This is a genomic window from Candidatus Accumulibacter phosphatis (genome assembly GCF_000024165.1).
Lineage (GTDB): Bacteria > Pseudomonadota > Gammaproteobacteria > Burkholderiales > Rhodocyclaceae > Accumulibacter > Accumulibacter phosphatis.
On record NC_013194.1, the window covers coordinates 1,634,128 to 1,657,958 of the forward strand.

General features: G+C 61.8%; 20 protein-coding genes and 6 pseudogenes. 13 read left to right on the forward strand and 13 right to left on the reverse strand.

The features are described from left to right. Positions 1-107: 107 nt before the first annotated feature. From CAP2UW1_RS07195 to istA (CAP2UW1_RS07205), 3 genes are all read right to left on the reverse strand, one after another. A complete protein-coding gene (locus tag CAP2UW1_RS07195; protein WP_012806124.1) occupies positions 108-632 on the reverse strand; it encodes a DUF6431 domain-containing protein in 525 nt (174 codons plus the stop codon). Between the two features lie 362 nt (positions 633-994). Then, complete coding sequence (gene istB, locus CAP2UW1_RS07200; RefSeq protein WP_012806911.1) at positions 995-1,780, reverse strand: IS21-like element helper ATPase IstB; 786 nt, start codon at positions 1,778-1,780, stop codon at positions 995-997. Further along, a complete protein-coding gene (istA, locus tag CAP2UW1_RS07205; RefSeq protein ID WP_012806910.1) occupies positions 1,777-2,865 on the reverse strand; it encodes an IS21 family transposase in 1,089 nt (362 codons plus the stop codon). The genes istB (CAP2UW1_RS07200) and istA (CAP2UW1_RS07205) overlap by 4 nt, the downstream gene beginning before the upstream one ends. Before the next feature lie 170 nt (positions 2,866-3,035). Here istA (CAP2UW1_RS07205) and CAP2UW1_RS23600 point away from each other — a divergent pair, with 170 nt between their 5' ends. From CAP2UW1_RS23600 to istB (CAP2UW1_RS07220), 4 genes are all read left to right on the forward strand, one after another. Further along, complete coding sequence (locus CAP2UW1_RS23600; RefSeq protein WP_049778533.1) at positions 3,036-3,560, forward strand: hypothetical protein; 525 nt, start codon at positions 3,036-3,038, stop codon at positions 3,558-3,560. Then, positions 3,545-3,814 (forward strand): hypothetical protein, encoded by a 270-nt coding sequence (locus CAP2UW1_RS07210; protein WP_049778534.1) that lies wholly within the window; start codon positions 3,545-3,547, stop codon positions 3,812-3,814. The genes CAP2UW1_RS23600 and CAP2UW1_RS07210 overlap by 16 nt, the downstream gene beginning before the upstream one ends. Positions 3,815-3,939: 125 nt before the next feature. Next, entirely contained in the window at positions 3,940-5,466 is a 1,527-nt protein-coding gene (gene istA, locus CAP2UW1_RS07215) for an IS21 family transposase (protein ID WP_012806915.1), read from the forward strand. 55 nt (positions 5,467-5,521) lie between these two features. Further along, positions 5,522-6,325: an IS21-like element helper ATPase IstB gene (istB, locus tag CAP2UW1_RS07220; protein WP_015765991.1), complete on the forward strand. Its 804-nt coding sequence runs from the start codon at positions 5,522-5,524 to the stop codon at positions 6,323-6,325. Between the two features lie 226 nt (positions 6,326-6,551). Here istB (CAP2UW1_RS07220) and CAP2UW1_RS07225 read toward each other — a convergent pair. Further along, positions 6,552-6,980 (reverse strand): annotated as a pseudogene (locus CAP2UW1_RS07225) (transposase); the annotation flags it as partial. Positions 6,981-7,229: 249 nt separating this feature from the next. Between CAP2UW1_RS07225 and CAP2UW1_RS26010 the strand changes: the two are divergent. Beyond that, the gene (locus tag CAP2UW1_RS26010; protein ID WP_291914487.1) at positions 7,230-7,364 is read left to right on the forward strand and encodes a hypothetical protein; all 135 of its coding nucleotides are present in this window, start codon (positions 7,230-7,232) and stop codon (positions 7,362-7,364) included. Positions 7,365-7,726: 362 nt separating this feature from the next. After that, on the forward strand, positions 7,727-8,164 hold the full coding sequence (locus CAP2UW1_RS24400; protein ID WP_015765992.1) for a hypothetical protein: 438 nt from the start codon (positions 7,727-7,729) through the stop codon (positions 8,162-8,164). Positions 8,165-8,223: 59 nt separating this feature from the next. On the opposite strand, the gene CAP2UW1_RS07230 is transcribed toward CAP2UW1_RS24400, so the two are convergent. The 3 genes from CAP2UW1_RS07230 to CAP2UW1_RS26020 are packed head-to-tail and all read right to left on the reverse strand — an operon-like array spanning position 8,224 to position 10,773. Next, positions 8,224-9,081, reverse strand: a complete 858-nt coding sequence (locus CAP2UW1_RS07230; protein ID WP_015765993.1) for a DUF4338 domain-containing protein — start codon at positions 9,079-9,081, stop codon at positions 8,224-8,226. Further along, complete coding sequence (gene tnpC / locus CAP2UW1_RS26015; RefSeq protein ID WP_412566860.1) at positions 9,078-10,130, reverse strand: IS66 family transposase; 1,053 nt, start codon at positions 10,128-10,130, stop codon at positions 9,078-9,080. Before tnpC ends, CAP2UW1_RS07230 begins: the two co-directional genes overlap by 4 nt. Continuing rightward, positions 10,051-10,773, reverse strand: a complete 723-nt coding sequence (locus tag CAP2UW1_RS26020) for a hypothetical protein (protein WP_041567670.1) — start codon at positions 10,771-10,773, stop codon at positions 10,051-10,053. The genes tnpC and CAP2UW1_RS26020 overlap by 80 nt, the downstream gene beginning before the upstream one ends. A 179-nt stretch (positions 10,774-10,952) precedes the next feature. On the opposite strand from CAP2UW1_RS26020, the gene CAP2UW1_RS07240 reads away from it, so the two are divergent. The 4 genes and pseudogenes from CAP2UW1_RS07240 to CAP2UW1_RS07255 all read left to right on the forward strand — a co-directional run. Next, positions 10,953-11,951: a ParB/RepB/Spo0J family partition protein gene (locus tag CAP2UW1_RS07240; protein ID WP_015765994.1), complete on the forward strand. Its 999-nt coding sequence runs from the start codon at positions 10,953-10,955 to the stop codon at positions 11,949-11,951. Next, a complete protein-coding gene (locus CAP2UW1_RS07245; protein ID WP_041567750.1) occupies positions 11,857-13,248 on the forward strand; it encodes a Mu transposase domain-containing protein in 1,392 nt (463 codons plus the stop codon). Before CAP2UW1_RS07240 ends, CAP2UW1_RS07245 begins: the two co-directional genes overlap by 95 nt. Continuing rightward, the gene (istB, locus tag CAP2UW1_RS07250) at positions 13,241-14,056 is read left to right on the forward strand and encodes an IS21-like element helper ATPase IstB (RefSeq protein WP_015765996.1); all 816 of its coding nucleotides are present in this window, start codon (positions 13,241-13,243) and stop codon (positions 14,054-14,056) included. Before CAP2UW1_RS07245 ends, istB (CAP2UW1_RS07250) begins: the two co-directional genes overlap by 8 nt. Positions 14,057-14,450: 394 nt before the next feature. Continuing rightward, positions 14,451-15,092, forward strand: a pseudogene (locus CAP2UW1_RS07255) (IS110 family RNA-guided transposase); the annotation flags it as partial. A 29-nt stretch (positions 15,093-15,121) separates the two neighbouring features. On the opposite strand, the gene CAP2UW1_RS07260 reads toward CAP2UW1_RS07255, so the two are convergent. Further along, positions 15,122-16,261, reverse strand: coding sequence for an IS630 family transposase (locus CAP2UW1_RS07260; RefSeq protein WP_015765997.1), 1,140 nt, complete (start codon positions 16,259-16,261; stop codon positions 15,122-15,124). Positions 16,262-16,338: 77 nt separating this feature from the next. On the opposite strand from CAP2UW1_RS07260, the pseudogene CAP2UW1_RS07265 reads away from it, so the two are divergent. Next, positions 16,339-16,821, forward strand: a pseudogene (locus tag CAP2UW1_RS07265) (transposase); the annotation flags it as partial. Positions 16,822-16,876: 55 nt separating this feature from the next. Here the strand turns inward: CAP2UW1_RS07265 and CAP2UW1_RS07270 are convergent. Further along, a pseudogene (locus CAP2UW1_RS07270) lies at positions 16,877-17,446 on the reverse strand (IS5 family transposase); the annotation flags it as partial. A 260-nt stretch (positions 17,447-17,706) separates the two neighbouring features. Between CAP2UW1_RS07270 and CAP2UW1_RS07275 the strand changes: the two are divergent. Continuing rightward, positions 17,707-17,997: pseudogene (locus CAP2UW1_RS07275) on the forward strand (IS66 family transposase); the annotation flags it as partial. A gap of 177 nt (positions 17,998-18,174) precedes the next feature. Here CAP2UW1_RS07275 and CAP2UW1_RS07280 read toward each other — a convergent pair. Further along, on the reverse strand, positions 18,175-19,734 hold the full coding sequence (locus CAP2UW1_RS07280; protein WP_015765998.1) for a hypothetical protein: 1,560 nt from the start codon (positions 19,732-19,734) through the stop codon (positions 18,175-18,177). A 208-nt stretch (positions 19,735-19,942) separates the two neighbouring features. Continuing rightward, positions 19,943-20,896 (reverse strand): IS5 family transposase, encoded by a 954-nt coding sequence (locus CAP2UW1_RS07285; RefSeq protein WP_412566869.1) that lies wholly within the window; start codon positions 20,894-20,896, stop codon positions 19,943-19,945. 246 nt (positions 20,897-21,142) lie between these two features. Between CAP2UW1_RS07285 and CAP2UW1_RS07290 the strand changes: the two genes are divergently transcribed. Further along, positions 21,143-22,123, forward strand: coding sequence for an IS110 family transposase (locus tag CAP2UW1_RS07290; protein ID WP_012806694.1), 981 nt, complete (start codon positions 21,143-21,145; stop codon positions 22,121-22,123). 9 nt (positions 22,124-22,132) lie between these two features. On the opposite strand, the pseudogene CAP2UW1_RS26025 reads toward CAP2UW1_RS07290, so the two are convergent. Together CAP2UW1_RS26025 and CAP2UW1_RS07295 are read right to left on the reverse strand one after the other, a co-directional pair. Beyond that, positions 22,133-22,360, reverse strand: a pseudogene (locus CAP2UW1_RS26025) (transposase); the annotation flags it as partial. A 169-nt stretch (positions 22,361-22,529) separates the two neighbouring features. Then, positions 22,530-23,642, reverse strand: a complete 1,113-nt coding sequence (locus CAP2UW1_RS07295) for an ISAs1 family transposase (RefSeq protein WP_041567752.1) — start codon at positions 23,640-23,642, stop codon at positions 22,530-22,532. Between the last annotated feature and the right edge of the window lie 189 nt (positions 23,643-23,831).

The window sequence follows — 23,831 nt, forward strand, 5'->3', positions numbered from 1 at the left end:
GAGTCGTCATCAAAACAAAAGGGCCGAAATAATGCCACGAGCAAACTGTGTGGGGACCCCGCCCGGGCGGGGTCCCCACCGTCCGCCACTCGCTCGGTGTCAGGAAATCATGGGACGCTCATCTCTTGATCGAGCCAGAACATGGCCCGCGGCAGACCCAGGCTGTTGAACACCTGGTGCCAAAAGCCGTGCGTGTCAACGGCCCGGCCGAGTTCGGCAAAGCGCACGCGCAGGTGAAACACAAAGTCCTTTCCCCGCTCCTGCAACCAGTTCCACCAGCGCGCGCCCGTGTGCCGGTCAGGTGGACCGCCGGGGTGCTCTGCCGCGCCGTTCAGCCGCTGCTGCAGGACTTGCTGTTGCACCGACCAGTCATACCAGCGTCGCGGTGCGATACATTCCGGCAGGCGCGAACACGTGCGTCGGCATCCGGCACAACGGTAGCGAAGGATGGGGATCGGGTTGAGCCGTGGCGGCACGGCTCGGCGGTCGGCCTTTCGCTCATAGTGACCATGCTGATGGACCACTCCCAGCCCGCAGTGCGGGCACGACTTCGGTCGATACACTTCAGCGGCCTTTTGAGTCGTCTCAACGTGCTGCTCAAGCGTGGTGATGCCGGCTACAATTCGTTGCATGGGCTGGGCTCTTTTCTATCTCGGTCGTCTCGATAACTTCCCACGATAGCAGAGGTGTTCCAGCCCTTCTCCGTCCTTCTTCATTCCGCCTTCGCTCAGGAGATCCTTCGATCTTCCTGCTCAAAGTACGCGCGATATTCAAAGCCCTTCAATCCCGTTTAGGGGCGGACGTAACACCTGCGTGCCTTCATTCTGTACCAGCATCACCACTTGTCAACACCGATTGAAAACTGACACAGTTTTTCCTTTGTCACCGATTGAAAACTGATACACCCCCAATGCTGCTTGATGGCGGTGGTGGGGCCTCCTGGAGGGCGGGCCGTAGGCCCAACCGGAAGGAGGCCCCACCACCGCGGCGGCGCCTACCCTCCGGCGATCGCCTTCCTGGCCTGAACCATTCCCGTCTGCCGCTGACGTTTGAGCCGGTAGCTTTCCCCGGCGATCGGTACGATCTGTGCGTGGTGCAGCAAACGATCCAGCAATGCCGCCGTCAGCGTGGCATCCTGCGCAAAGGTGGCATCCCATTGGCCAAACGACAGGTTGCTGGTGACGATCAGGCTGCCCTTCTCGTAGCGCGCGGCAATCACCTGGAAAAAGAGGTTGGCCTGCTCGCGGCTCATCGGCAGATAGCCGATTTCGTCGATGATCAGCAGACGGTAAGCGGCGATCGCCCGGTGCATGACCGCTTTCAACTGGTTCTGTGCGTGCGCGGCCGAGAGGGTCAGCAAGAGATCGGCGGCGGTCGTGAAACGGGTCTTGATGCCGGCTTGCGCGGCGCGATAGCCCAGGGCGATCGCGAGATGGGTCTTGCCCACCCCGGAGGGGCCGACCAGGACGACGTTTTCGTTGCGCTCGACAAAGGCCAGACCGGCCAGTTCGTCGATCTGGCTCCTTTTGACGCCGGCGGCGAAGGCGTAATCGAATTCCTCCAGCGTCTTGATCGCCGGGAATCCCGCCAGACGCGTCAACATGCTTTGCTTGCGCACCTGGCGTCCCGCGACTTCCGCTTTCAGCAGTGCTTCCAGAAAGTCGCTGTAGGCGCTTTCCTGCGCAGCGGCTTCCTGGGCGGCGCCGACGTAGTTCTGCGCCACGAACGGCAGGTTCAGACTGTCGCACAAGGCGAGCATTCGTTCGTACTGGAGGTTCATGGCTGCATCTCTGCAGCGGCCTGCAGTTGGGTCAGCAGTTGCGCGTAGACGGCGAGCGGATGCTGCTCCGGCGTGGGCAAGGCGATTCTCTCGGCAACCGTCGGGCGGACAGTGGCCCCCTCGACCGGCGGCGGGGCGTCCAGGGGACGAGCGGCGGCGATATCGCCGCGCCATGGCGGGGGAATGCCTTGCAGATGCGCCTGCTCTTCCTGCAGGCGTTGTGCGGGCTGTACTTGCGTGCTGGCGTGGATACGCACGTTGGCCACTTCCTTGAGCCAGCGCCTGACCTCGGCATTGGCGGTCACGGCGTCCAGTGGCAGGCCGGCCTGCTTGAGCCGACTGATCAGGGGAACGTAGAAGGAGCGGCGAAGGTAGCCGTTGAAGCGCTCGACCTTGCCTTTGGTCCGGGCGCGATAGGGACGGCACAGGTTGATGACGAAGCCACAGTGCTTGGCGTAGTCGAGAAAGCCCGCGTGATAGCGGTGTTCGCCTGGGCCGTCGACGTCGCGTTCGAGAACAACGGTCTTCATGTTGTCGTAGAGCAGGCGCCGGGCCACGCCACCGAGCGCCTCAAAGGCATGCTGGTGGCAGTCGATCAGCGTACTGACTTTCATGTCGGTGACGAATTCGACGTAACTCGCCCGGCTGTACCCAAGGGTCGCGCAGAAGGCGTACAGCGGATCAGCACCTTTACGAAACTCGACCCAGTCGATTTGCAACTGTTCGCCCGGTGCCGTTTCGAAACGCACCACCGGATCAGCAGCCCCCTGCGGCCGGATCGTACGCATGAAGGCGCGCAATTGGCTGACGCCGCCGGCGTAGCCCAGGGCCCTAATCTCCCTGAACAGAACCGTGGCCGGGATCCACTGCGGCTGCGCTGCAGCCTGTCGCTCGCACAGGTACGTTTCATGGGTCGAGAGTTTGGTGGCCCGCTTCTTCTGACGCTGGTAGCGGGGCTGTTTGCCCTGCGCCAAGTGGCTGCGAACCGTATTCACCGCGCAGCCCACTTCGGCCGCAATCTTGCGCAGACTGAATCCATGCTTCCTCAATACTTCAATTTCCACATACACCTCCTTCGTAATCATCGGCGCCCAAAAAAAATCGCCGATCTTCTCAGTTCGGTGTATCAACTTTCAATCGTTGCGCTGTATCAATTTACTTCCGTTGCTGACACCACTGCCACGTCACGCAGCCGAAGCTGCACGAGCAACTGCGCGAATGGGGCCTCGACCTCTCCGTCGGCCAGATCGACGCCTTGCTGGCGTCCGGCCAGGAGGCCTTCTCGGCCGAGAAGTCCGGTCTGCTCAAAACGGGCCTGGCAGTCAGTTCGGCCGTCACGGTCGACGACTCCGGTGCGCGCCACCGAGGCCAGAATGGCTACGTCACCGTCGTCAGCGGCCCGACCTTCGCCTGGTTCGGCAGCGCCGACAACAAGAGCCGTATTGGCTTCCTGACCCACCTGCATGACGGCCAGCCGTCCTATGCGCTGAACGACATCGCCCTGCGCCACCTGCAGAAGCAGGGGTTGAAGGCGGCTCTGGTCGAGCGGCTGCAGACGAACCTGTTTGCCGGTGACGATTGGGCGGCGTATCTCAACCGCCTCGGCATCTGCGATGAGCGCCACCGCCGCATCGCCACCGAGGCCGGCTTGTTGGGCGGTCTCGTGGCCAAAGGCATCCATCCGATGCTGGCCATCGTCAGCGATGGCGCCGGGGGCAGTTCGACCTCCTGGAGCACGGCCTCTGCTGGGTGCATACCGAGCGCTTGGTACACAAGCTGATTCCGTCCAACGCGGTCCAGCGCGGCGAGCAAGAACGCGTGCGCGGGGAAATCTGGGCCTACTACGCCGATCTCAAGGTCTACCGGGCCGCGCCAGCGCCGGCGGACACAGAGGCGCTGACCGCGCGATTCGAATCCCTGTTCGGCCAGCGCACCGGCTGGGCAACGCTCGACCGTCTGCTCCTGTTAATTCGCGCCGCTATAAGGCCATTTCGGTGGCGGCGTAATGAGGCCACTGGACTCGCGGCGCAATGAGGCCAGAGCAATCGCGGCGCAATAAGGCCACGTAGAAGGCAAGTAGAGACGGTTTCGGACTTCCGATTGTGTAACCTCTGGCAATTTTGTCGGGGGCAGGCGCAATGGCTAACAGGAAGTTCGAAATGTACGAAATACGACAAATGATTCAACGCCTGCGACTGGGCGAAAGCAATCGGGCGGTCGCCCGAGCACAGGGGGTCGGGCGCGACACCGTCGCACGTGTGCGAGACATCGCCGCCGCGCAGAACTGGCTGGAGGCGACGAGCCCGCTGCCGGACGACGCGACGATGGCGCGTTACTACCAGACGGCGGGCGGCGGGGCGGTCAAGAACGCGAGCCACCTGTCCACTGTGGAGCCCTTTCGCGAGAACGTTCTCGAGTGGCACCGTCAGGGCATTGCCGTGAGCAGCATCCGCCAGGCGCTGGCCCGCCGGTACGGCTACGGCGGCAGCGTGCATGCCGTCTATCGCTTCCTGCGTAGCGAAGCGGCCCCCGCCCCGGTGGCGACCGTGATGCTCGACTTTGCCGTCGGCGAACAAGCGCAGGTCGACTTCGGTTCGGGACCGCTGATCACCGACCGCCATTCCGGCGAGGTGTTCAAGACCTGGTTCTTCGTCATGACCTTGTCGTGGAGTCGGCACCAGTACGCCGAAGTGGTGCGCAACCAGAGCGTCGAGACCTGGCTGGCCTGCCACCGGCACGCCTTCGAGTGGTTCAACGGCGTCCCGCGCAAGGTACGGATAGACAACCCGAAGTGCGCGATCACGCGCGCCTGCTACTACGAGCCGACGGTGCAGCGCGCCTACGCCGAACTCGCGCTCGGCTATGCCTTTGTAATCGACCCCTGTCCGGTCGCGGACCCGGCCAAGAAAGGCCGCGTGGAGTCGGGAGTCAAATATGTCAAGGGCAACTTCATGCCGCTGCGCGAGTTTCATAGCCTGGCGCACGCGAATGCGCAATTAGAGGCGTGGATTCAGGGCGAGGCAGGCAATCGCCTCCACGGCAGTACGCGTGAGCGGCCGCTCATGCGCTTCAACGAAACCGAGCAAGCGCTGCTGCAGCCGCTGCCCGCCGTCGCGCCAACGTGCCCAACCTGGGCTAAGGCCAAGCTGCACGGCAACGGCCACGTCCAGCATGCGTATTGCCACTACTCAGCGCCGTTTCGCCTGATCCACCAGACGCTGTGGTTGGAAATCACGCCGGATGTCGTACGCCTCTATCACGAGCACGAGCTGGTGGCGATCCATCCGCGCCTGTTCAAAGCGGGTACGCGGTCGACCGTCGCGGATCATCTGCCACCCGACGCCCAGGCTTACTTCATGCGCGATCCGCAGTGGTGCTTGACCCAGGCCACGGCGGTCGGGCCGGCTTGTCGGGCGGTCGTCGAGAGCTTGTTCGCGAAGCGTGTGCTCGATCAGCTGCGCGCCGTCCAGGGCTTGCTGCGCTTGGCCGATCAGTTCGGTCGCAACCGACTCGACGCGGCGTGTAGCCGCGCGCTGAACTTTGGTACGCCGAGCTATCGCACGATCAAGCAGATCCTCCAGACCGGACTCGACCAGCAGCCGGAGTTGATCGACGCGCCGACGCTGGAAGCGCCCTATCTGAGTGGCGGCCACTTCCGCCGCCAACCCTCCGATCTGTTGCATTGAGCCGCCGCACGGCGCGCCGCTCCTTGCTCATCCCTTATCTATCTGGAATCCTCTCATGAATCCCATGCTCCCACTTGAACCCCTGCTCATGCAACTGCGCCTGTCCGGCATCCTCGACTCGCTCGAGGCGAGAAACCGTCAGGCGATCGAGGCCAAGCTGGCCTACACCGACTTCCTGGCGTTGCTGGTCGAGGACGAAGTCGCCCGTCGTGATCAGCGTCAGTTTGCCCAGCGCCTGCGCAAGGCGCAGGTGGTCGGCGACAAGACTCTGGAACGTTTCGATTGCAGCCACAGTCCGTCGGTCAATCACGCCTTGATTGCCGAGCTGGCAACCTGCCGATTCGTCCTCGAACAGGCGCCGGTTCTGATCGCCGGTCCGACCGGTACGGGCAAGTCTCACCTGGTCCAGTCGCTCTGCCATTGCGCACTGCGCGCCGGCCATGAGGTCCTGTTCATTTCGCACGCCAAGCTACTGGCTCAGCTGCACGCGGCGCGGGCGACCGATTCCTTTGAGCGCAAGCTGCGTCAGTTGGCCCGCGTCGATGTGCTGGCCATTGATGACTTCGCGCTGCGTCCTATGCGCTCGCCGCAGGATGAGGATTTCCACGATCTGATTGATGCCCGTTATGAGCGCGCGACCACCTTGCTGACCAGCAATTTGCACTTCGACGAGTGGGGCGCGGCGTTTCCCAACAAGTTGATGGGGGCGGCGACGCTCGACCGTTTGCGCGACCGTGCTTATCAGATCATTCTCGACGGCGAGACCCGGCGCAAACCGCGGCCCCTGCCGGAAGCCCGGTCGCCCGTCCAGGCCACGGCGGCCAGGGACGCTTCCAAGCCTCCCCCGGCCGCACGTTAGACCCTCAGCGGCGAGCAAACCCTGGGGCGCCGCCCCAGACCCCGCACTCGCCGTGAGGCAGCCGCCGGGGATGAAAAAACATCCCCGACAACTGCCGTCAGCGTCTGCGACCTCCAGGGCGTCAAGGGGCTTTCGCGGGGCGTTGGTGCACTATTAGTAATTGCTGATATTCCATGAGCCTGGATTCCTCGTTTCCGGCACGAGTTCCCCCATTTCCCGTCCTTCGTCATGCCGCAGGCGCAACTTGCCCTACCCGGACGGATTGCGGCATGCCCAGGTAGGTGAAGGTGTTGATGATGGCGGCTCGAACGTGGGCTTCGTTCACTTGTCGCTCGAAACGCCGGGAGAACAGGCTGTCCCCCAGTTGCTTGAACCGGTACATCATGTTCTCGGCAATGCTGCGCCGGTGGTAGCCGCTATCGTTCTTCCAGCCGTCGAGTCCCTTGGCTCCAATTTCCTGAATGATGGCGTCGCGAGCGTGGTCGCCTCCCCACGTGACCGCGCCGTCGCGTGGCGGAATGGTGGCACGCGCGTCCCGCTCGGCGATTGCCGCATGGCAGCCGTGGCTGTCGTAGGCGCCATCGGCCGAGACTTGGGCGATCTCGCCTTCGACTTGGTCGAGCAGGCCGGGCAAGATTTCGCTGTCGCCCCAACGATCATTGCGAGATCTGAGTCGCGCCACCCCGGAGGATGAAAGAGAATGCAAGTGGGCAGAAGCGGGAGAGGTCGAGCAATGACATGGCGGTAGCACCCTGATCCCCAACGTGACCCGCCGAACCGACTCGTACCCCGGATTGCCTCGTTCAGAGCGCACGGTAATAGGACCGCAGGGGCGACCCTGCAGGTTGTTTCGGTTCAGCCCCGTCTTCTACCCATTGCGGAGCTTATGGGAAAGGAGTCCACGATGGAGCTGGTTACACTTTACAAGCGGGTGGTTGGGCTGGACGTGCATCAAGCGAAGATCACGGCCTGTGCGATTCTCGAGGATGAGTCGGGAGAGGTGACGGTTGAATTGGCCCTTGGCGCTCACCAGAATTGACCCGTTTCTGCTCACCAGACCGGACCCACTGCTCGGGCTTGCCGCGTGGCATGTGAAGGAGAGAAGAAGTCCTGCCCCAGGTAGGACTGTCTGAGCTGGTGAGATGGCGAGAGACGTGGGTGGCCCCGTTGATGCGCAACGGCTACCGATGGCGGTCGGTGTTCCTCGTCTGTTATCCGGAGCGATAGCGCCTCAGTCCGAAGGCGCGTCTTCCTGACGGTGCGGCAGAGAAGCCCCTCGCGGCGCCCGCTGTCCCCAACAAATCCCTCCCGGACCTCATCAGCCCGCCGACAGCCAGGAATCACCTCCGGCCGCCGTATCTTCCCGCACGACATCACGACCTCGTGCGGGGAGAACCCACTATGGAATTCCGGCAATGTCAGGCGTGCCAGGCCCCCTTTCGGCCACGCCCGCAAATTGCAGAGCAACGCTTTTGTTCCGCTGCGGCCTGCCAACGCGAACGGCGACGGCGTTGGCAGGCGACCAGGCGCCAGAACGATCCCGACTATCGCGAGAACCAGAAGCGGGTACAACAGGCTTGGGCGGAGCGCCACCCGAACTATTGGCGGGACTATCGACGCCAACACCCGGAGTACGCCGAGCGCAACCGCGTCCGGCAGCGGCAACGCGCAAAGGACGAGGCGGCCGGGCAGATTGCAAAGATGAACGCGTCAAAGGTTGAAATGCCAATTCCTTCAGGCACTTACCGTTTGTCCCCGGTAGTGGACGCGTCGCTTGCAAAGAGTGACGCGTGGATGGTCGAAATCACCGTGATTACAGCGGCTTGTGCCTCGCCCTGAGGGAATTGCAGTAAGTATTCGGTGAACCCGTGGGCCAAGTCTGACCTTGACGATCGGCGCTAGCGACACAGAATTGAGCGGAAGCTCCTGTGCAGGGGATAGAGCCAGATATCCTTGATCGGCAGGATAGGCTTGGACGTGGGGCATTTCTTGCCGCGTCCGGTGGTTTGACCGACCTTGATCCAGTTGGCGGCCTGGTAACAGGTGCCGCGATGACGGGGAGTCTCGACAAAGGTTTCGAGGAGCACGGGGCGGTAGCCGTAGCGCGCCAGCCAGTCGTTGGGCAGTTGCCTGTGGATGATCGCGAGGATCTTCGAGGCCAAGCCCTTGGACTGGATCCAGGGCAAGATCAGAAAGCGGGCATTGTTGACCACGAGCGGCAGGTTTCTTTGCCGCTCGTCCTCCTGCCAGCCGATGAAGCGCTCGCGTGCGGCAAGCTTCCAGGCACTGGCGCCGAAGCTCAACAAGGCAACCCGATGCTCACCGGCGAAGACGAAGTAGCGGCTCTGACTACCGGCCATGGGCGTGTAGCCGAGATAGTGGTAACGGGCGATGTACTCGTTCCACAGTCGGGAGTGGGCCGAACCGGAGACTTGGCGCAAGTGGAGCGGCGGCAGCTCATGCACTGGCCGCACGAGCAGCGATTGGGGATCGGTAGCGGCGGTGGCGAGATACTCGGGTTGGCGAGGGGCGCACCGTTGTGCCGCCGGCAGGGTGAGCAGGCCGTCCGCTTGCATGCGTAGCATGGCGACTCGGCAGGTCATGTCCTTCAGCTCGCCATTCGGCTTGAACCAGTCGAGGAGCGCGCACACCTGACGCGAGAGCTGCGCGCGGCTGGCACTGGGGTTGGCCTCGATCAGGTGGCGGAGGGTCTGCAGTTCGTCAAGGGTGAACTGACGCCCGCAATAAGGCTTCATGAGCTGTCGATGGGGTCGGCCGGGTCCATCGCGGCACGACGCCTCTGTGCCAGCAGGTCAGCGTCCATCGCCCAGGGCAGAAAGACACTCAGGTCCGCCGGCGGCTGGCTGCCATTCGCCGCACAGGCGTCCAGATACGCCGTCAGCCAGGTGCGGGGATTGATCCCCCACAGGCGCATCGTCATCAGCAAGCTGAACATCGTGGCCGCGAGGGCGCCCGACCACGGACTGCCGGAACCGTAGAAGTTCTTGCGCGCGACGACGGGCGTGCGTTGGTCCCGCTCGGCGACGTTGTTGTCCATCGGCACCTCGGGGTGGTCGACAAACACCGTCAAGCCGGACCAATGCTTCTGCATGCTCTGCAGCACCTTCCTGGCCGGGGCCTTGAGCGCCGGGTTCGCCCGTTCGGCCTCGCGTTGGTTCGCCATTTGCGCGACCCTTTGCCGCAAGCCGTCGTCACGTGCGGCCCACTGAACCGGATCGGCGCGCACGGCAAGGCGCGCGTCGTTCAAGAGGTAGAGCTCGCCAATCCGTTCGACCCAGGACAGGGCCCATTCCGAGAGCTCCGGATGGGCGTTGGCCAACTCGATGAAATCACGCCGTTGATGGGCCCAGCAGAAGGCCAGAAGGATCGTCCCAAGGATTCTCGCGAGCTTCTTGTAGCCCGAGTAGCGATCACAGATGACGATCCCTCCTTGGCTGGCGGACAGTTCTGCGATCGGCACCGGCGCCGATCGCGTCGGGTCAAGCACAAAGTGAATCACCGATTCGGAGTGAAACACCCACAGGTACCAGCGATGACCGATCTTCCCTTCGGTCTCGGCAAACACCATCCAGCGGGTTTCATCCGCGTGCCAGCGATTCTCGCTCTGCAGTCGGCAACGCAGCGCGTCTTCCAGCGGCTCGAACAGCGGGGCCAAGGTGCGTAGTCCGCCAGTAAGGGTTCCGGGCGAGAGCGTCAGATCGTAGTCAGACCAGTCTCGGAGCAGGCGATGAGTCGGCTGGCCGTACGAGAACTTGGCGAGCAGAAGGTGCACCCAGATCGACACCCCGTACTTGCCGCGGGTGATCAACCGCGCCGGGGGGGGGTGCGCTCAGGATGCCCGGCGTCCCGGGGCACCGACAGGTCCGCCGGTAGCGCCGCCGGCGGATTACTCGCCGGTACGGCTTGACGTCTATTTCGAGAATTTCACTGTCTTCCGTGCCGGGAAAGTCGGCATAGCCGAGACCACACTCCGGGCAATGGGGGCAGTCGAGTTCGATGGTTTCGACCTGTGCCGGCAAGTGGCTTTCGAGCCTCCGTCCGTGACCGGCGACTCCCGGCCGCTGGCCTCGCGGCCTTGCCGACTTCTGGTCATTCGATGCGGCGTCCTTTTCCGTCCTCGAACGACGCTCGGACTTGCGGCCAAACAGGCGCTTTTGCAAATCCCGGAGCTTGCCCTCGGCCTTCTCCAACTCGCTGCGCAAAGCCGCCTCACGCGCCGCCGCTTGCGCCATCGCCAGGCGATGATCAGCCTCCCGTTGCGCCAAACGGGCAAGCGCTTGTTGATGTTGACTCTTCCAGTAATTGGCCTCGGAACGGAGCTTGATCTCCGCTTCCTTGCTCAGCGTCACCATCACCTGGGCAAACGGCGTCGGCTTGCCGTTGCTTGTCGATGGTCCTGCGTACGAGATGTCCGATCCAGAGCCCATACGCCGAAGTCTACCCAAACTCGGCTTCTGTGTCCAGCCCTCCGCCATCTGCTCAGTCGCCGACTATCGGCCGCCGCCTCCGACTACGGGTTCACCGAATACTTACGAATTGCAAAAGACGACTTGCTCGCCCTGGCGGCACCAGGCCGGTACGCTAGGTCCGACAGGAGGTATCTCGCATGGATCAATTGGCTGCTGCGGGGGTTCTTACCCTCGACTTGCACCGCCTCGATTTGCGCTACGCATCGCTTCGCTTGCCGGACCCTCCGGCGATCACGCGTCTGGCCAGGTCAATCGCGGCCGATGGTCAATTGGTTCCCTGCATTGCGGTCGCCGGGGAGGGCGAGGCGTTCATCCTGGTCGACGGCTATCGACGCATCGCCGCGTTGCGTCACCTCGGGCGCGATACGGCCGAGGTCGAATGCTGGCAGGCGGATCTCGCGCAGGCGCTGTTGGGCGTGTTGGCGCGGACGCGCAGCCGATCGTTTGCGCCGATCGAAGAAGCCTTCCTGTTGCGCGAGTTGATTTCGGGCGGGCAGTTGAGTCAACACGAAGTCGCCCGGCGTTGCGGGCGCGATGTGAGCTGGGTCAGTCGCCGTCTGCAACTGCTCGGGGGGCTGTCGGACGCCTTGCTCGAGGCCGTACGCCAGGGGCAGGTGTCGACCTGGGCGGCGGTCCGCATCCTCGGACCGTTGGCGCGCGCCAATAGCGCGCACGCCGAACAACTGCTCGCGACCCTGCGCACGACGCCCCTGTCAACTCGGCAATTGGCCAACTGGTTTGCGCAGTATCAACGCGCTGCGCGACCGGTGCGCGAGCGCATGGTCGAGTCGCCGCAGCTGTTGCTCGAAGCCGTCGCCGCTCGGCAGGAAGAGAAGGTTGCCGAACGTCTGCGCGAGGGGCCGGAAGGCGAGGTGCTCGCCGACCTGCGCATCCTGGAAGCCGTCGGTGCCCGTCTGAAGCGGCGTTTGTCCGCCTTGAGTTCGCCATCGACCGCTATGCCGCCCGCCGTCACGGCGGCGGTGGCTTCTTTGCAACCGGCGCTCGCGTCGCTTCAGCGCCATCTGACCAGGATTTGCCCGCATGATATCCCCCGAGATTCGTCAATCCGTCCAGACGCTGCATCAGCAAGGCCTGGCTGTTCGCGAGATCAGCCGGCTCTTGAAGCTGTCGCGTAATACGATTCGCCGCATCCTGCGAATGCCGGTTCTTGCCGACGCGCGCGAGCCCGCGTGCCCGGCGCCGGTACGCCTCTGGCTCCCTGCCGCTTTTGCGCGCGTGCGCGGCTATGGGGTCCGCCTACAGGAGATGCTGCAGGCGGAACTGGGCCTCCATCCCGGCTACAGCACGCTCACCCGATGGATCCGGGAAGCCGGTCTGCGCTCGCCGCCCAAACGCGCTGGCGAGTATGTCTTCGCGCCCGGCCAGGAGATGCAGCACGATACCTCGCCCCATCGCGTGATCCTGGCCGGCAAGACGCTGACGGCGCAATGCGCGTCGCTGATCCTGGCCTATTCGCGCTGCCTGTTCCTCCAGTACTACCCGCGCTTTACGCGCTTTGAAGCCAAGCAGTTCCTGCTCGAGGCCGTGCGCTTCCTGGCCGGCTGCTGCCCGACCTGCGTCATCGACAACACCAGCGTGATCGTCGTCGACGGCGCCGGCGACGATGCCGTGTTCGCGCCCGAGATGGTGGCGTTCGCGCGCACGCTGGGATTCGCCTTCCGTGCCCACCCGGTGAACCAACCCGACCGCAAGGGGCGCGTCGAAAGACCTTTTGCCTGGGTCGAAGGCAATTTCCTGGCCGGGCGGACGTTCGCCGATTTCGCCGACCTGAACCAGCAGGCGCGAGCCTGGTGCGAGAAGGTGGCGAATGCCAAGCCGAAGCGTGTCCTGGGGATGGCGCCAAGCGCGGCCTACGCGATGGAGAGGTCCTGTCTGCAGCCGCTGCCGGCGGTGTTGCCGCCGGTCTATCAGGTGGCCGAGCGGGTGGTCGATCTGTACGGCTTCGTGTCGATCGAGACCAATCGCTACTCGGTGCCCGAACGTTGGGTGGGCAAGACGCTGACGGTTTATCTGTACGCCAGCGAACTCAGGATCTGTGCCCGCGAGCAACTGGTCGCGGTCCACCCGCGGCTGATCGGCGTACGCGATGCCAAGCAGAAGCTGCCCGGGCATCACCCGACGCCGCAGCGTCAGGATCGTACCCCGCCGCCTGAAGCCACCTTGCTGCAGGGCCACCACCCTGTGCTCGACGCGTACGTCGCGGCGCTCGTCAAGCAGGCGCACGGGCGCGGGGTGCGGCCCCTACGCCGCTTGCTGGGGTTCCGGCGAAGCTACCCGGAAAGTCCCTTCCTCGCGGCGGTCGCGCAGGCGCTGAAGTTTGGTCTCTTCGACCTCGGCCGCCTGGAGGCGATGATCCTGCAGCAGGTGGCCGGGGACTTCTTCCGCCTCGACCGCGGAGACGACGATGCGTGAGCCGCTCAAGGCGCTGATTGCGCAGATGCGCTGGTCCGGAATGGAGCGCGTCCTCGACGAGGAACTCGACCTCGCCGAACGGCAGGGGACGCCGGTCCCCGAGGTGCTCTTTCGCCTGCTTCGCGCCGAAGAAGCGGCGCGGCGCGAGAAGAGCCTGGCCTATCGTCTGGCCCAGGCCCATCTACCCTGGCCGTGGACCTTGCAGTCGTTCCCCTTCGCCCGTCAGCCGAGCGTGAACAAGGCGCAGGTCCTGACCCTCGCGGGGCTCGACTTTCTGCGCCGCGGCGAGAACCTCCTGCTGATCGGCCCGCCCGGCACCGGCAAGTCGGGAATCGCCATCGGGCTCCTGCGCGAAGCGTGTCTGAATGGCTACCGCGCCCGTTTCTATAACGCACAGGCCTTGCTCGACGAACTGTATGCTTCGCTCGCTGACCGCTCGACGATTGGGCTTCTCAATCAGTTGTGCCGCCTGCCGTTGATCGTCATCGACGAACTCGGCTACCTCAACCTAAAGCCCGAGCAGGTCAACGCGTTCTTCCGCCTGATGGACCAGCGCTACAATCTGCGTCTGTCGACGATTGTCACAACGAATGTCGACCTGCCCGATTGGTACGAGTTGTTTCAGAAGAAACCGCTGGTCGATGCGCTGCTCGACCGCCTGCAGCATCGCTGCACCCTCCTGCGCTTGAGTGGTGCGAGTTTGCGCAGCGAGCCGGCTGGCTCCCAGGCAACCCAAACGACGGCCCCGACAGCTGCCTCCAGCCGCGCGACGTCTCGCAAAAAGACCTCGCCAGATGACTCCGCGTAGCGCTTGAAGGCATCAGTGAACGGCGGCGGCTTGCTCGCCCAGCATCACCGTTTCTCCTCGATGACCGCCGCGCGGCTCCGACGCCTAAAACGCTGGTCTGCATGGCAGTAAGCGCGATACTGCCGCCCTTACTGCCACGCCCCAGCGTATCGCCCCTCCGCTGCGTCAAGGGACGCTTCGCCAGGCTGCGAAAAGCCGCAGCCTGCCCTTGACCCAGCTCCAGGGCGCCTCTCCCCCCAAGGCTTCCGCCAGCCACGAGAAAAACCCTCCGCACGGCTTGGCGAAGGCCGCTTCTTCAACCGCTTCAACCCTTGCACACAGCCGCGCTCACCACCTAGGCCTGCGCTACCGCTGGCTCAATTCTCGTGAGCAAAAAAGGGTCAGGTTTCGTGAGCGCCAAGGATTGGCCGAGTTCGGCGGGTTCAAGCGTGACCGGCAGGCGCTGGCCGAGTGGGTGGCCACCCGTGGCCCGGAAGTCGTGGTCATGGAGAGCACGGGCATCTACTGGAAAAGCCCCTATGCCGCGCTGGAGAAGGTCGGCATCGTGTCGACGGTGGTCAATGCTCGGCGTGTGAAGACCGTTCCGGGTCGCAAGACCGACTGGGCGGATGCGCAGTGGCTGGCAACGCTGGCGAGATCCGGACTGCTGCGTGCCTCGTTCGTGCCGCCCGCGAAGTTGCGGGAGCTGCGCCATGTGGCGCGGCAACGCCAGCAACTGGTCGGCATCCTCTCGGGCGAGAAGAACCGCGTGCACAAGGTGCTTTCCGATGGTGGCATTCGTCTGTCGGTCGTCGTCAGTGACATCCATGGGGTCGCCGGGCGAGCGATGGTCAAGGCGCTGATCGAAGGCCAGGCTCCCGCTGAGGTGCTGATGCTGGCCGGCAATCGCCTCAAGGCCGACCGCGGGGAACTGCTCGACGCCCTCGATGGCGACCTCACGGCCGAACACCGTTTCGTGCTGCGTGAGTTGATGGCCCATGTTCAGGAGTTGGAGCAGCGCATCGATCGTTTCGACCGCCATCTCCTCAACGAACTAGTAGTGCGTTCCGTTAAAACCTATACAGATTAGGCTATGGCGAGATCGAACTTCTTCCAACGAAAGACGACTGGGGCCGCGTTCATCTCGTCGACCCCTTGGCGGATGCGTGTCTTGAGTTCGTCTAGAGAACTGACGCGGATATGTCGCAAGAAGGTGCGAGCCATCTTCGAGAAGGCGCACTCGATGAGGTTGAGCCACGAGCCGTGTTTGGGGGTGTGGACATACTCGAAGCGCCCAGGACGCGTCGCAAGGAACGCCCGGGTTTCCTTCGAGATGTGTGCCGAATGATTGTCGAGGACGAGACGAACAAGCGCCTCTGGAGGATAGTGGGCGTCGATATCCTTGAGCAACTCAATGAACTCGGCGCTACGGTGCCGATCCTCGACTCGCTCGAAGATATGACCGGAGTGCAGATCGATGCCAGCCAGAATCGAGACGGTGCCATGGCGAACGTACTCGTAATCACGCCCGAGGGTGGCCGCTTTGTCAGGCACCGGGGGCAAGTCCGGCGCCGTCAGACCCAGCGCCTGAACACCTGGCTTCTCGTCGACGCTCACGGTGTAGATCGGATTGGGACGCGCATCATGAACAGCCCCCTCCCGGTACAAAGCCACATCCTGATAAACCATCAGAACCTCTTGCATCTTCCGGTCGAAATCCGGGTCACGCCGCTCCAGGTAATAGCGGATCTTGTGCGGCTTGATCTGCCGCTCGTTGAGAATCCGCCAGACGGTACTCTTGCCCGCTTGCGCCAAACGCGGATGGCCGACCTCCTCGGCATGGCTCGAGACAAATTCCGCCAACGCCGAAATCGACCACACTTCCGCTGCCCGTCCATGATCTTTCGGTTTGGTACACGCCAAACTGACGACCCAAGCCTTGGCCTCCTCGCCAATCTCAGGCTCATGCGGGCGATGATAGGCATCCTTCAGGCCAGCCGCCACACCATCGGCCAGGGCTTTGTCGATACACTTGTACACCGTCGAACGTCCGACTCCCACTCGACGCATGACTTCAGTAATCGACCGGTTCTCCACGTACGCCAGGAGAATCTTCGCCCTCTCGGCTTCACGTACCGGCGCCGTTCTCGACCGGGCCAGATCCCCGAGCATCTCCTCTTCCGCCGCCGTCAAGGCCAGTGCCACCCGACTCGTCTTTCCCGACATGACCACACCTCACACACAAACGTCTTGAAATCATGTCAGTATCGCCGAATCTTCATGTCTATTGTTGAAACGAACTACTAGAGCCCTATCGGACCACCCTGGCGCTGATGCAAACCATCCCCGGCATCGACGCCATTGGCGCCGCCTTGCTGCTGGTCGAGATCGGCAACGACATGGATGCCTTCGGCTCGGTGGATCGGCTGGCCTCCTGGGCCGGCATCTGTCCTGGCAACAACGAGTCCGCCGGGAAGCGGAAGTCCGGGCGCATCCGAAAAGGCAACCCCTGGGTTCGTCGCTTGCTCTGCCAGTTCGCTCACGCCGCCAGTCGTACCCAATGCGCCTTCAAGTCCAAATTCGAGGCCCTACGCTTGCGACGAGGCCATAAACGCGCCATTGTCGCCATCGCCCACAAGGTCCTCAAAACCGTCTTCTTGTTGATCCGCCGACAGACGCATTACCGGGACTCGGTCGTCGACTTCGAAGCCATGTCGGTTACACGTAACGCCCCTCGCTGGTTGAAAATGCTCAGAAAGCACGGCTTTATCCCCGCCGCCGCCTGACTATCTCTCCCGTCGAGCCGCTCCTTCATGGCATCAGGCGCCAAGCCTTCGCTTGGCCTCTCCACAGGGTTCTTTCACGGTAAGCGGTGGTGGTCACTTCGATGCCGATGATGTCTTTGGTGGTTTCGTCGACCGCCAGATGGATCTTGCGCCAGGTGCGGCGCTTGCCCACCCCGTGCTGACGCACTTTCCATTCGCCTTCGCCGAGGATCTTCAGACCGGTCGAATCGACCACCACGTGCGTCGGCCCCTGACGCGGGCGGCGCGGTATCTTCACCGAAAGCTCTCCGGCACGTCGCGACATGTGGGTGTGGTCCGGCACCGGCAGGTCCAGGTGACACAGGCGCATCAGCGACTTGATCAGTCCTTCCGTCGCGCGGTACGGCAACTGGAACAAGGTCTTGATTGTCAGGCACGTCTGAATGGCGGTTTCCGAGTACCACCCGGGCTTGCCGCGTCCGATCGGACGCGGTGGCGTCCAACTGTCCCGGATACTCGCCTCGTCGAACCAGATCGTCAGATTGCCTCGATTGACCAGTGCCCGGTCGTACTCCGACCAGTTCGTCACCCGATACCGCTGCTTGAGGCCCACCTCGCCTGTCTCCGGCTTCACTCGCATTGCCATGCCAACCTCCTCGGACACCCACACCCCGCCACCCCCGGGATCATGCCAATATACTACACCGACGCCCTTTCGCGGCATAAACGCCAAACAGCCGACATTTATTCCACGGTCCCCTGGACACCCTTCCGGTCGCCTCTTGCCAAGTTGCAAGAAGCCTGAAAACGGCGTAAAACCGACCCGTCCGAAACCGCTAAAACAGCCACTTCTGCTGGCCGCATTACGCCGCGATTCGCTGGCCTTAATGTGCCGCAAATTGACAGCTCCGGCGTATCCGACAGCACAAAGGCGACCTGCTCCGGGTGCTGGCGCGACCGGACATGCCGCTGCACACCAACGCCAGCGAAACCGACATCCGGGACTACGTCAAGGTGCGCAAAATCAGCGGCGGCACCCGCAGCGATCTCGGCCGCCAGTGCCGCGACACCTTCGCCAGTCTGAAGAAAACCTGCCGAAAGCTCGGCGTCTCCTTCTGGGCCTATCTCACTGACCGCCTCACCAACGCCGGCAAAGTGCCACCCCTCGCCGACCTCATGCGCCAACGGGCCGCATGAGCCGTACCACCAGTTTTTGAGAAACCAGTTTTTGAGAAGTTACTCAACCATGGCATAAAGCTATGAATGTTAACGGCTTCCCCCTTTTCTCTATATGACGAAGGAGATTATGTCGTCCGAGTGGCGAGGTCCTGGGGGATTATGACTTTCGAGTGGAAAGGCCCTGGACATAAACTCTCAAGAACCCTCCCGCTGTCTGGATTTCTTGAACTCGCTCGCACTTCGTGCAGCCATGAGTAACGCCTGATCTGAGTCTGGGCTACCAGACTCAATAAGTAGGGTATTCTTGGCCGGATAATACAAACCGACGAGGCTGCCTTCCGAAATCCGGATTTCGTTCCATTCGCGGACCAGCAAAGGCTCACCTCGTGATCTCCTTATAAACTCTAGCAAGAGGGGTATCTGCTCATTTTGCGTTCCGCGTACTGATGAGTACCGCAAGAGGTCTATTATGTAGGCACGCTCAAAAACATGATAGGACGGTACGTCTTCGCGAATCACGGCATCGTGTTCTCGGCTATGTGAAGCAAGGCGCGCCGCCGTTTGAGTCTGACTTTGTATCCGGCTTACGTAGTGCGGGACAGGCCCCGATACAAGCCTTACGTCAAAGACCGGCTTATCCCCATGGCCCCAAGAGCCCAGATCAAGAGCCACAAACGTAGTGACAATGAAGATTACTAACAATGCCGTCCAGTCCTGCCAACGAACCGCACCCGCCAAGGTCAAAAGCATGAAGGGCATTATCGGGAAAAGGTATTCCGGCTTATCGGAGATGATTACATACTGAATCAAGAACAGGATGCAGCAAGCTGCCAAAGGCCAGACGGCGCCGAAGTTTTTCCCAAGAAATGCTCGGACACTTGCCATCCTCCAGACGGTAATAGTCAAGATTGCCACGGCCCCCGGAATTCCGCCGAGAAACTCGACGGTACGAGCGGCGGCAAGCACTATCTGTCTAACGTTAACTTTCGCGAGGCTATCGAAAAGACTGGACGTATTCTTGAGGTAATTGTCGCCAGAAAACAATAACGCCAGTAGGAGTCCAACGGGAATTGAGGCGCCGACCACGAATCCAATGGCACTATGCAAGGATCTGCTTCTGTGGATGGTACTTAGAAGAAGAACTCCGCCCCAAAGCGCCGCAGTCGGTCTGAAGCCGATCGCGAGACCACTCGCAAAGCCCGCCCAAAAGTAATTTCTCGTCTCGATCGCGAGAAGTGCCGCGACAAGGAGCCCCAGGCCCCAAGCTGGATCGAGGGCGGTGATTCCACTAGCCCAGAACCAAGGATGCAAGGCGAGTGCGAACGCGGGCCAGCTTGGTCCTTCCACGGCGTTAAGGCGTACCCAGCGCAGAAACAACAATGCCGTAACCGCAGAGACGAGCGTCGTCAGGAGGGCGCATAGTCTTGGCCCTCCGAGCAGTGCTGCGCCTCCCATAAGGAGCTCATTGAAAGGGTAGCCTGGGAGACGGGATGGTACGTACATGCCATCGAGCCAGAAAACTGCCCCGCTGCGAACTACTCGCCATTCGTCCGGATGCGAGCCGAAACCGTCTGTTATAAAAGCCGCTCGAGAGAGTAGCACGGTGAGGAAAAGGCCGACCGGCAACCAAAACGGGTTGAGGCTGGAAACCCATTCTCCGATGAATCGTGCTGCTGCATGCGGATTACTTGTCGGTATAGGCAGCCTCTGACCGTCATTGACATTGGCCATTCCCTTCACATCACGATTGTCCACCGCGTTTCCTTTCATCAAAATGTTGGAACTTTTTCTTTCAGGCCCTGGCTAAGGAAACGCTGATCAACGCCCTTTTTCGACAGACTCGACGACGCGAAACCAGCCGCGGCAGTGCCAAACTTGGCCCGTTATGACTTGGGCATGAGTTTCGGTCGATCAGACGTGGCTTTCCCCATTTTTCCACCCGTTTCCGGGCCTTCTTCGTCCATCAGGGCGCAACTTGGCCGTTGAGCGCCAACAGGCGCCGCTTGGCGATCATCAGGTTGGCCAGGCCGAACAGGGTGTGCAGCTGCGCCGTGTTCTTGGCCAGGCCCTTGTAACGCACTTTCCTGAAGTGGAACAGGTTCTTGACGATGTGGAAAGGGTGTTCGACTTTGGACCGAATGCTGGCCTTCACCGATTCCAACTTGCGCAACAACTGACCCAGCACGCGGTCTTCCGGCACGGCCTTGAGCTGGCCGCGCTTCATCGCGACCTGCCAGTCAATGTCCCGCTCCTTCAGGTCTTCCCGCTTCTCGACGCCGGTGTAGCCCGCATCCAGATACACCGTCTTCTCGTCTCCGTGCAGTACCTGTGCGGTCTGCGTCACATCCCCGACGTTCGCCGCCGTGCCCACCACCGTGTGCACCAAGCCGCTTTCGGCATCGACACCAATGTGCGCCTTCATGCCGAAGTACCACTGGTTACCCTTCTTGGTCTGGTGCATCTCCGGGTCGCGCGCCTTGGCTTCGTTCTTCACCGACGGCGGTGCGGCAATAATCGTTGCGTCCGCGATCGTTCCTTCCCGCATCATCAGCCCCGCGGCAGACAGCTTGCCGTTGATCGCCTCGAACAGTTTCTTCGTCAGTTCATGTTTCTCCAGCAGGTGCCGGAACTGCAGCAGCGTCGTCGCATCCGGTGCCGATTCCCGCGACAGGTCGATCCTGACAAACGCCCGCAACGCTTGGCTGTCGGTGATCGCATCCTCGACTCCCTTGTATGCTTTCTTTCGTGGCTTTTGGTTCATCTGGGAGAGGGCGGGAAGGAATGGCTGGAAGGGGGTCAAGAGAACCGTGGAATAAATGCGAGAGAGGTTTTTTCTCTCGCGTTTATGCCGCGAAAGTCTCTTGACGCCCTGTAAGCCAAGTACGCTGGAGGCAGGGGCTGGGGAGGGGTGTATCATCCCCAGCCCTGCCTCACGGCGAGTGCGGGGTTTGGGGCAGAGCCCCAAGGTGTGGGTGACGGAGAGCCGCATGAATGTTGTCGAGGAGAGTTCGGAAGGCCAGGCATAGCCCGCTGTCCCTCTGGGACCTCAAGCCCGTGGATGAGCACTTGGCATGCTTGGTCAGCCGTTTGTCTGGATACCGAACAGTTGCTTGTTGGCGCGTGTCGCAAGAGCGTGACCTCGTATTTGCAAGGATGGCTATAGATGAACGTTCCGGAATTGATTTTCCCCGGCATTGATGTTGCGAAAGACACGCTCGAACTTGCTCTGGACGACCAGTCCAAGACCGAATGCATCGCCAACAGCGGGAAGGAGATCGGAGCCTTGGTGAACCGGCTGAAGCTGCTTGCGGAGCGAATTGGCGTGATCCTGTTGGAGGCCACGGGTGGCTATGAGCGCCCAGTGGCAGCGGCGCTCTGTGCGGCCGGTCTGCCGGTGATGGTGGTGAATCCACGGCAGGCGAGGGATTTCGCGAAATCAATGGGATACCTCGCCAAGACGGACGCCATTGATGCGCGAGTGCTCTCGCACTTTGGGAGAACGCTGCACCAGTCCGCGCAGCGGGAGCGGCTGTTGATGAAACTGCCCGACGCCAACCAGGAGGCACTGGAAGCCTTGCTGGTGCGCCACAACCAGTTGGTCGCCATGCGCGTGGCGGAGGCAAACCGCTTGGCCACGAGCCATCCGTCGCAGCACAAAAGCATCAAGCTGGTACTCAAGATGCTCGATCGGCAGATTGCGCTGATTGACAAGAACATCGATGGCATGTTGAAGGGACATTTTGCTCAGAAGCTCGCGTTGTTCAAGGATTTCAAAGGAGTCGGGCCCTGCATGCAAGCGGCTCTGATGGGCGCCTTGCCTGAGTTGGGGCAACTCACCCATGCGCAAATTGGCAAGCTGGTCGGCGTGGCTCCCTTGAACGCGGACAGCGGTCGCCACAAGGGCAAGCGCATCACCTGGGGGGGTCGCGCGACAGTGCGTACCACTTTATACATGGCGGCCCTGAGCGCCATACGGTACAACCCGGTGATCAAGATCTTCTACGAACGGTTGCTCGCCAAAGGCAAGCTCAAAAAGGTCGCCTTGGTCGCTTGCATGCATAAGATGCTGACGATTATGAACGCGATCGTCAAATCGGGTATCCCCTGGAATCCAGAACACCCAAACGCCCCTAAAAACGCTTGACTTGGAACACAGTTGCTCATCCGACAGGCCGTACCATTGCTGCACCAGATACACCCGCAACATCCGCTCCAGACCCACCGGCGGGCGATCCCGCTTCCCCTTCGGGTAGTGCGGCCCGATCACCTCAAGTACCTCCGCCCACGGGGTTACCTTCTCCATTTCGGAAAGGAACACCTCTCGACGCGTCGTCCGCTTCTTGCCTTCAAATTCCACTTCGGAAAAACTGATCTGCTTCATCTCGCTACCCGGCGTGTGCTCAATGCCCGTATTATACCATGCGGATATGCTGCGATTAAATCAGCGTTTCCCTAAGGCGTTGGTGCCCTATTAGCCAATGCCAATATTCCATGAAGCTGGATTTCTCATTTCCGGCATGAGTTCCCCCCAGGGCTTGCTCACTCGGATGTCATTGCGAAGTGAAGCCCAGGGAAGTGAAACCCAGTATCCTCATCCGGACGTCGTCCGTCCAAGCGGCGCACTTGCGCTTCAGGCGCAGGCTGGTCTTGGTCTTGTCGGCGGTATCCAGACGAATCAGGTTGAGGACGATTTTCTTCAGGAGGGAGAGGTTCTGTGGGGCGTTGCCCTTGCGTATGGTGCTGGCATCCTCGCCAAAGCTGACATCGAGAACCCAGTGAAGGCGGTTCTCGATGCCCCAGTGGGCTCGCACCGCGGCGGCGAGTTGTTCGGCCGTCAGTTCACGAGAGCTGATGTAGTAGCGCCGCTCGAGCTTCGACTCGTGGTTACCGACCTTACGCAGGGAGTCGACCCGAGCGATCTTCTTGCATTCGGGCCAATCGGCCAGATCAACGATCCCTTCCGCGGGCAGCACCGAAGCGATTTGAGCGACGATCCGGCCATGGGACGGGTGCACCTGGCGGTGGCGGTCGACGTCGTCCGATTGGTACTGGTCAATGAATTCCGTCTCGATCGCGTCCAGCAGCGTCGGTTGGTTGCCTTTGACCGCCAGCAGGTAGTCGCCGCCCTGGTCCGTGATCTGACGGGCGATGTTCTTCTGGCACCCCATGGCGTCGATGGTGAGCAGCAACCCGTTGATATACAGTGCCTTCAGGAGTTCCGGGATCGCGGTAATCTCATTGCTCTTGCTGGCGACTTTTTCCTGGCCGAGAACGACGCCCAGTTCCGTCGCGAAGGCGCTGACCATGTGAATGGCGCTCTCGCCGCCACTGCCCGACCCGCGTACCGTCTTGCCATCCACCCCCAGGCCGCCTGTCAGGGTACCGACCACCCCAGCCACCCAACGGCGGAACGCCGCCTCAAATTGCTTCGGGTCGAGGGCTCGGAAGATGCGCAGAAACGTTTCCTCGGAGGCCACGCCGTTCAGCAGCACCAGGAACTGACGCAACCAATCTTCCTTCTCACGTCCCCAAAGGGCGATGTCTTCGATGGTGTCACAATCGGAGAGGACGGCTGCGATAGCAATCACAAGAACTTCCTGGAAGTCATGCAGTGTCCCATTGCTGCGTTTACGCGGGTCATCCACTTCCCGGAAACAGCACATCAGGCTTGCCCCCCTCGTCAGAGTCATTTCTGTCGTCCAAAAGACGAGAGTAGACCCGATTTCGCGCGGGTTTACAAGCTATTGTCATAAAGTCTGGCCGTCAGCAATTTTTGCCTCTCTGAATATGACGAAGTAGACTATGCTATCCGAGTACGGAAGCCCTGGAGTTCCCTCATTTCCCGTCATTCT